At 46.3% G+C, this 7,536-nt stretch carries 4 protein-coding genes; 1 reads left to right on the forward strand and 3 read right to left on the reverse strand.

What is annotated here, in order from left to right:
- Positions 1–225: 225 nt before the first annotated feature.
- From ACYVR3_RS15790 to ACYVR3_RS15800, 3 genes are all read right to left on the reverse strand, one after another.
- Positions 226–870: a TetR/AcrR family transcriptional regulator gene (locus ACYVR3_RS15790; RefSeq protein WP_461244977.1), complete on the reverse strand. Its 645-nt coding sequence runs from the start codon at positions 868–870 to the stop codon at positions 226–228.
- A 37-nt stretch (positions 871–907) separates the two neighbouring features.
- Positions 908–5,230 carry an acyl-CoA dehydratase activase-related protein gene (locus ACYVR3_RS15795; protein ID WP_461244978.1) on the reverse strand — a complete coding sequence of 1,441 codons (4,323 nt, stop codon included), beginning with the start codon at positions 5,228–5,230 and terminating at the stop codon, positions 908–910.
- 440 nt (positions 5,231–5,670) lie between these two features.
- On the reverse strand, positions 5,671–6,441 hold the full coding sequence (locus ACYVR3_RS15800; protein ID WP_461244979.1) for a Cof-type HAD-IIB family hydrolase: 771 nt from the start codon (positions 6,439–6,441) through the stop codon (positions 5,671–5,673).
- Between the two features lie 273 nt (positions 6,442–6,714).
- Here ACYVR3_RS15800 and ACYVR3_RS15805 point away from each other — a divergent pair, with 273 nt between their 5' ends.
- On the forward strand, positions 6,715–7,374 hold the full coding sequence (locus ACYVR3_RS15805) for a deoxynucleoside kinase (protein WP_054737478.1): 660 nt from the start codon (positions 6,715–6,717) through the stop codon (positions 7,372–7,374).
- The last annotated feature ends 162 nt before the right edge of the window (positions 7,375–7,536 follow it).

Here is a 7,536-nt window from a genome sequence, read left to right on the forward strand (position 1 = left end):
CCGGAGAGATCCGGCATGGGCGCTTTTTGCCCATTCCTAGCTCGTAGGCCCGCCACTGCGTTCCAGCCTCGCATAGCCGGAGTCTCCCGCGGCATCCCCACTATAGAAGACCAGAATCACCGAACTTCACAAACTACACATGCTTACGCTGGACACAATCGACAGCAAAAAAGCAGTTCACTTCTGAATTATTGAGAAGTGAACTGCTTTTTAGTTAATCGCGAATCAAGGCTGCAACCCATGCAGCAAAAACTCGCAAATTTCGTTGGTCGTGGCATCAATATCCAGGCATTCATCGCTCATGATGATGTTGGGAATCAAGTAGCCTACGATGACGCCGCAAATCGTGCGGATGATTCGCATCGAGTCCCATTTGACTAACTCGCCCTTATCTTGATAACTCACAAACAGTTGGTTGATTGCCGATTGCAGTAAGACCCCCAACCGTGTGGTCAATTCCTCTAAAATTTGAGGTTTCTTGACCATTTCTTGAATCATGATCTTCATTTCAGCTCGGTTATCCATCGCGTAAACAATGCGATCACGTACAGCGAAACGAAGAAAATCACTGAATTCCAAGATTTGAGTCGCCTGCAAATCTTGAACGAACTCCCCCGCAACTCTCGGAAAAATATCCTGCAAAAACGGCTTTAACACCGCCTGCAGTAGCCCATCCTTGGTTTTAAAATGCTTGAATACCGTTCCTTCTGACACCCCTGCCAGTTTCGCAATATCCAACGTACTGGTATTTTCATACCCCTTTTGTGCAAAAAGGGTCAAGCTTGCTTTCAAGACGCTGCGCTGCTTGTCAGACAAATTTGCCGTATCCAAGTTGTTCGCAAAAAGCGTCTCCACATCCGTATGCTTCATGATTAAATCTCCAGTTTATTTTTTCGAAGGTCACCGATTAGTGCTGGTGAGCCAGTTGCGCCGTCACCTGATCAGTCGTTGATTCTTCGCGAGTTGTTGTTCGTTGCGCAGCTAAGTTCTTATTGGCCGTTGCCATCATCAACCGAATCCGGTTCAGTTGGTTAACCACTGAGGTACCGGGATCATAGTCGATTGGCGTGATGTTGGCCCCGTGGAATTGACGCCGAAGTTCTTTGATCATGCCCTTGCCCACGATGTGGTTTGGCAAGCAGCCGAATGGTTGCATGCAGACAATGTTTGGCACGCCGCGCTTCAACAATTCGATCATTTCACCGGTTAGGAACCAGCCTTCACCAGTTTGGTTACCCAGCGATAGGATCTTGCTGGCATCATCCGCCACCTTTTCGATTGCTTCAATGCCTTCAAACCGCTTAGAGGCATTCAAGGCCTTTTGAAGTGGTTGTTCACACCACTTGATAACTTGAAGCGCAAACTCTGCAAACCACTTAGCCTTGGCAGAAGCACCTAAATGCTGGTACCGGTACACTTGATTATACAGTGAATAGTTCATGAACCCAACGATGTCAGGCACAACCGCTTCAGCACCTTCAGCTTCCAGTAAGTGAACCAGATCATTGTTGGCGATTGGGGAGTATTTAACCAAAATTTCACCCACTAACCCAACTTTCGGCTTCACAACGTCTCGTAATGGTACGGTGTCAAAGTCTTGAACAATTTGGGCCACGTTGCGCTTAAATTCCTTAAAGCTCCCCTTTTCAACGGATGGTTTAACCAGCGCCAGCCACTGATCATGCATCTTATCGATCATGCCTGGTTCCGTTTCGTACGGCCGGGTGCGATAAACAACCTGTTCGAAGAGGTCCCCGTATAAGAAGGCGATGGCGACCCGCCGGAGTAATGGCAAGGTCATCTTGAAGCCGCTAGTGTGTTCAACCCCTTGGTTCCCTAACGAAAGCGAAACAACTGGGACTTTTTCAAAGCCGGCGTCCTTCAACGCTTTTCGAATCAGTGGGATGTAGTTGGTTGCCCGACAACCACCACCGGTTTGGGTCATCATGACCGCCGTGTGATTCAGGTCGTATTTACCACTCTGAAGCGCTTCTAGCATCTGACCAATGGAGATGATGGCTGGGTAGCAGGCATCGTTGTTGACGAATTTTTGGCCCACGTCCACTGACTTACGGTCGTTCATTGGTAAGTTGACTACGTTGTATCCGGAAGCCTTCAAGGCAACGTCAACCAACCCGTGTTGGTGAATTGGCGACATCATTGGTAAGAGTAACGTGTAGCCATCCTTGTGCATCTCTGGGGTGAAATCAACTGGTACGTCGTTATCGTGAAGTTTAACCGGCAAGATCTTGCGGTTTTGACGTTCTTTAACGGCGGCCTTCAATGACCGGAGTCGAATCCGAACAGCTCCCATGTTGGTTCCTTCATCGATCTTCAACGAGGTGTACAACCGGTTATACTGACTCATAATTTCTTCGACTTGGTCGGTATCGATAGCGTCGATCCCACAACCAAAGGAGTTTAATTGCACAAATTCCAATTGAGGGGTCTTAGCCGCGATTCGAGCAGCAGCGTAAAGCCGTGAGTGATAAACCCACTGATTCACGACCCGCAAGCCCTTCACGTCACCCAAGTGGGCAATTGAATCTTCGGTCAACACGTGAAAACCTTCAGCGGTCATCAGTTGTGAAATACCGTGGTTCACTTCTGGATCCAAATGATATGGCCGACCTGCTAACACGATTCCGTGTTCACCGGTCGTCATCAGCATCCGCATGGTATCTTCACCACGGTCCCGAATTTGTTGCTTAAAGTGTTCGAGTTCATCGTAACCGGCATCGAGTGCTTCGACGATTTCTTGCTTACTAATACCCCAGCTCTTAAAGCTATCATATAGATTGTTGGCCGTTGATTTACGATCAGCCAAGTTCAAGTATGGTGAAATCAAATCAACGTCACCGTTCGTGATTTCATCCACGTTATTGCGGATTACGTTCGGATAAGATTGAACGATTGGGCAGTTAAAGTGGTTATCCGCGCCGTCATTTTCATCTACTTCGTACACAACAGCTGGATAGAAGATCGTTTCAAAACCGCGATCGATCAATGCTTGAATGTGACCGTGAACCTGTTTAGCCGGGTAGCACACCGTATCACTAGGAATGGTTTCCATGCCTTTTTCGTACTGGTCCTTATTCCCCTTAGGCGACAGTTTAGCTTGAATCCCCAACTTAGAGAAGAAGGTCTGCCACAATGGGTAATTTTCGTACATGTTCAATACTCGCGGAATGCCGAGAACGCCACGCGTGGCTTGTTTTTTGCGAAGTGGCCGGTAGCTGAACAATAACTTGTATTTTTCAGCAACCAAGTTGACTTTACCGTTATCGCGAGGAACCCGTTGCTTAAGGCCTCGAGCTTCACCACGTTCGCAACGGTTACCCGTTACAAATCGACGGCCATCGTTGAAGATGGTGATGGTCAATGCACAGTTGTTTTCGCAGATCCCGCAGTGCATGTATTCCTTCTTGAAGCTCAAGTTATCCATCTGGTTGACGTTCAACAGAGTGGTTTCATCACCAGTTTGGTAATTATCTTCGGCAATCAAGGCAGCCCCATAGGCCCCCATCAAGCCGGCAATATTAGGCCGAACAACTTCACAGCCCGCAATTTTTTCAAAAGCCCGCAAAACGGCTTCGTTATAGAAGGTCCCACCTTGACACACGATGTGGTGACCCATGTCTTCAACCCGCCGCATTTTGATGACTTTAAACAGTGCGTTCTTGATGATCGACATCGATAATCCGGCGGCAATATCACCAATCGTGGCGCCCTCTTTTTGAACCTGTTTCACTTTCGAGTTCATAAAGACGGTACACCGTGACCCTAAATCAGATGGGTGTTTGGCCAATAAAGCGGCTTGCGCGAAATCTTCAATGTTATAATTCAAAGAGGTTGCGAAGGTTTCCAAGAAAGACCCACACCCCGATGAACAGGCTTCGTTCAACTTAATCGTCGAAAGCGCATCATTCTTGATAGTCATGGCCTTCATATCCTGACCACCGATATCGAGAATGAAATCAACGTCTGGTTGGAAATAGTGTGCGGCCCGATAATGGGCAACCGTTTCAACTTCCCCAACGTCAACCATCAGGGCATTTTTGATCAAATGCTCCCCGTAACCAGTTACGGCAGCTTTTCCAATCGTGACGCCAGCCGGAATCTTGGCGTACATATCCTTTAAAATGGTCTTCGTCTTGGCAAGTGGCTCGCCATCGTTACTATCGTAGTACGTGTATAGTAATTTATGATCATCGCTGACCAAGGCAACCTTAGTTGTCGTTGACCCAGCATCGATTCCCAAAAAGGCCGTCCCCTGATAACTGGCTAAATCTCGAGAATCCACCTTCGCCATTGCATGACGTTTCCGAAATTCTTGTAACTCATCATCATCTTTAAATAAGGGTTCCAGTGAATGACTAGGATGCATGCCTGAATCATCACCATTGAGGAGTTGATCCAATAGTGCGGTAAGGGTGGTCATTGGTTGATCCGTTGCGTACAGTGCGGCACCCTTTGCAACGAACAGTTGTGGATCTTCTGGGAAGATGACTTGTTCTGGTGTCAGCGCCAACGTTTCAATGAAGCGTTCTCGTAGTTGGTCCATAAAGTAAAGTGGCCCACCCAAGAAAGCAACGTTACCACGAATCTTGTGACCCGCAGCCAATCCAGAAATCGTTTGATTCACAACCGCTTGGAAAATGCTGGCCGCAATATCCGCCTTATGTGCACCATCGTTGATCAGTGGTTGCACGTCAGTCTTGGCAAACACCCCACAGCGACTGGCAATTGGGTAGATGGTTTCGGCATCGCGTGCCATCACGTTTAAGCCGTTAGCATCGGTTTTCAGCAAGGTTGCCATTTGGTCGATAAAGGCCCCGGTCCCACCAGCACAGCTCCCGTTCATCCGTTGTTCTAGTGAATCACCAAAGAACGTGATCTTTGCATCTTCACCACCAAGTTCAATCGCAACATCAGTTTGAGGAATCAGCGTTTCGACCGTCTTCGTGCAGGCGATCACTTCTTGAATAAATTTTAGGTTTAATAAGTTTGCTAACCCGATTCCGCCAGAACCGGTGATCGTGCATGCTAATTGTAGCTTTGGGTCGAGTTCGCCTAATGCTTCACGCAAGATTTTTTCAGTTGCGGCCTTAACATCGGAATAGTGTCGTTCATACCGTGAAAAAACGGTGTGGTGTTGACTATCCATTACCACCAACTTAACTGTCGTTGACCCAACATCGATCCCGCCGTAGTATAATTGTTCCGTCATCTCAATCACCCCTATTGATTAACATCCGTTTGCTAGTTATTGTTTCTGATAGTGACTGCTCACTTACTCATACTGGTTAAAAAAAGAACCAGCCGTAATTGCTCAGTTACTAACTGATAAGCTGTTTCGTCACCCTACGCTTAGTCGATTAATTACGTTTAAACTACATTAAGTAGAGTGACCACTCACTTGTTAGTATAGCAAGCCATTCACGAACTTCAATCGCATACTCGAAATATCACTAATAGGAATATTCGTGCATTTTTAAGCTGTATAAATTGGTTGTGTTAAATATTCATTTCTTCACATGTTGGTCAAAACCCGCCTAACACGCGGTATGGCATCTGGTCTAAAGCCAAAAAACTAGCGCCTGAACTCAGATTAAGAATTCAGACGCTAGTGACCTGATCCGAGCACCTCGGACCAGCTGTTTCCAGAAATTATTGAATCAAATTAAAGTGCTTCAACCCATTAACGATACCGTTATCCATGTTGGTTGTCGTAATGTACGCGGCCTTTTGCTTGGCAAGGTCGTGACCGTTCGCCATCGCAATTGGGGTATCGACCATCTCAAACATCTGCAGGTCATTGAGCTGATCGCCAAACGCATAGGTTGGGACGTTCGCCAAATGAGCCGCATCCAGTAAAATCTCGATCCCGGTTCGCTTGGAAACACCCGCCTTCATAGTATCTAAGGCTCTTGGGTTATTCCGAACTAACGACAGCTGGCCATCAAACGCCTTTTGATAAGCAGCTTCCTTATCGTAATTAAACACGTTCATAAAGTTGATTGGTGCGCGTTCATAGAATTGCGGATCCACCACAGCATTAAGATGAAGGAGTTTAAAGTTGGTCGTTGTTAAGTCATTGGCTTCACTTAACCGAAATTCGCGGTTATTAAAGTAGCCAACTGCGTCCCCCTGCTTTTCAGCATATTCGGTAAATGCGGTGAGTAAGTCCGGCGCAATTACTTCGGCATGGAGTTTTTGACCCCGATACTGAACGTAACTGCCATTCGCACTCACAACAGAATCGATCCCGGTTTCATCCAAAACGTCCTGAATCTCAAAAATATTGCGGCCCGTTGAAATGACTGACAAAATATTATGTTGTGACATCTGTTTGATTGCCGCAATACTAGTCGGCAACACATGCTTTTGATCATCAAACAGTGTCCCGTCTAAATCAAAAAAGACAATTGCATCATACACGTTCCCGTTCCTCCTTTACCTGATACCTATATTATACACGGGTACTGGTGAGGTAGCGGCGCTAACGCCTTATCTACCGGCAATTCGAACGACTAACCAGGTAGTGTCGCATCGTAGGACACCTACTCAGATTCTGCAATAAATTAAGGTTAATTAACTTACATATTGGGTCAGCTTGTCTGCTCTCACTAAATTATTAAGTAAAGCTAGATGTAGTAGCTCGAAATTTGTGGTACACTAGATTTCGCATATTTTATTAAAAGAGGGGCTATTATGGTGATAATTACAGCCGGAATGATTGGTGTCGGAAAAACAACGTTAACGGGAATGCTCGCAGACCACTTGGGAACAAAGGCTTTCTTTGAACCAGTGGGTGACAACCCCGTTTTGCCACTGTACTATTCAGATCCTAAACAGTACGGATTTTTACTTCAAATTTACTTTTTAAACAAGCGGTTCGGTATGATCAAGCAGGCCTTAGCCGATGATAACAACATCCTTGACCGTTCGATCTACGAAGACGCCCTGTTCACTAAAGAAAACAACGCTGAAGGCAACATTTCAGACACCGAACTTTCGGTTTACCTGACCCTGTTGGATAACATGATGAACGAATTAGACATGTTACCAAAGAAGGCCCCTGATCTGCTGGTTTACGCTGATAGCGATTTCGACACGATTCTTTACCGCATTAAGAAGCGCGGTCGTGATTACGAACAAATCGACGAACACCCTGAACTAAAAGCCTACTACTACAAGATGTGGTCCGCTTACCGCAAGTGGTTCGACGAATACGATGTCAGCCCTAAGATTAAGGTCGACTTACAAAAGTACAACTTGGAAGACCCCGAGAACGTCAACACCATCTTGGGCCAAATTGACGATGCGTTGACTGAGATTCGGACACCTGATTCTGTTTCGGACGCTATTTAATTAATGTTAATAAACGACAATGAGAAAGTCCTGAAGAAAACTTCTTCAGGGCTTTTTACTGTCGTTTGTGTCCAGCGACAGTGTACGAAGTTTGTGAAACTTGGTTTCATTGGCGCGTTAATCATGGATGATATTGTGGGCACAACCGGTCGGTCAGAAAAT

This window comes from Secundilactobacillus muriivasis, assembly GCF_054785195.1.

Coding starts and splice junctions, on each gene's coding strand:
- ACYVR3_RS15790 (WP_461244977.1), bottom strand. CDS start 870: ATGAAGCATACGGATGTGGAGACGCTTTTTGCGAACAACTTGGATACG.
- ACYVR3_RS15795 (WP_461244978.1), bottom strand. CDS start 5,230: ATGACGGAACAATTATACTACGGCGGGATCGATGTTGGGTCAACGACA.
- ACYVR3_RS15805 (WP_054737478.1), top strand. CDS start 6,715: ATGGTGATAATTACAGCCGGAATGATTGGTGTCGGAAAAACAACGTTA.